Origin of the sequence: Lacinutrix gracilariae (assembly GCF_042684485.1) — a bacterium.
In the GTDB taxonomy this organism is placed as follows: Bacteria; Bacteroidota; Bacteroidia; order Flavobacteriales; family Flavobacteriaceae; genus Oceanihabitans; species Oceanihabitans gracilariae.
Genome location: NZ_JBHULM010000025.1, coordinates 1 through 868 on the forward strand (window position 1 = coordinate 1; position 868 = coordinate 868).

An 868-nucleotide genomic window follows, 5' to 3' on the forward strand; every position below is an offset into this window, starting at 1 on the left:
CAACGGTTTTGTATATGATACGTTGCGTGGTTTAGCACGTAATTTAGCAAATAAAATCCAGATAGAAAATCCGCTAGGATTTTCGTAAGTAGGCTAGTACTAGCAATGGATTATATACGGTGTTGTAAAACGTTTTTTTACGGTAATATTTTCGGACCTAAAATATTCATCCATAAAATGAATCCAAATATTCCACCTAAAAATCCACCTACAATAAATGTTAATCTTAAATGTTTAGGTACAATTCTAAATATTATAAATATCGATATGAATAATCCGATAATTCCTAAAATACAAGAAACAGTTCCGCTCCAAATATTTAATAATTCAGAGATTCTCTTTTCGTCTCCTCCAAAATAACTTCCATCTGGTTTTATTAATTCAATACCAATAGACATTGTCAAATTGAAGGCTTCTCTTAACCAAAATAAAGAAAGAAAAACAGCTAACCAATCGAATAATTTTAGTCCAAATTCATTAATCTTTTTTCTTCTCCAGAAGAGAATAATTAATCCAATTATTCCTGTAATTACTGTTTGTAAAGGACCTCCAATTCTTACCAGTAAAATATCATTCGTTAATTTTTTTACTCCATTTTCATATTCCGTCTTTTGTTTAAATTCAGTTCCGTTTTTAATTTCAGTTTTATTTTGATCGTAAATTTCAATAATGTTTTTTTGGAAAGAAGAGTTGTCATAATTCATACTTCCATAATGAAGAGTGGTTTCGTAACCTAAAGATTTAGCAACTATTATATGTCCATATTCGTGACTTACTGTTCCAATTATTGTGAATAGAACAAATCCAATAAAGATAAATATCAGATGTTTAATGTCAATCGAGATTTTCATTCAAATGTTTTACAACG

1 protein-coding gene is annotated in these 868 nt (G+C 28.6%); it reads right to left on the bottom strand.

Annotated features, from left to right (window positions below):
- Positions 1–137: 137 nt before the first annotated feature.
- Positions 138–851, bottom strand: a complete 714-nt coding sequence (locus ACFSSB_RS15445) for a hypothetical protein (RefSeq protein WP_379905926.1) — start codon at positions 849–851, stop codon at positions 138–140.
- Between the last annotated feature and the right edge of the window lie 17 nt (positions 852–868).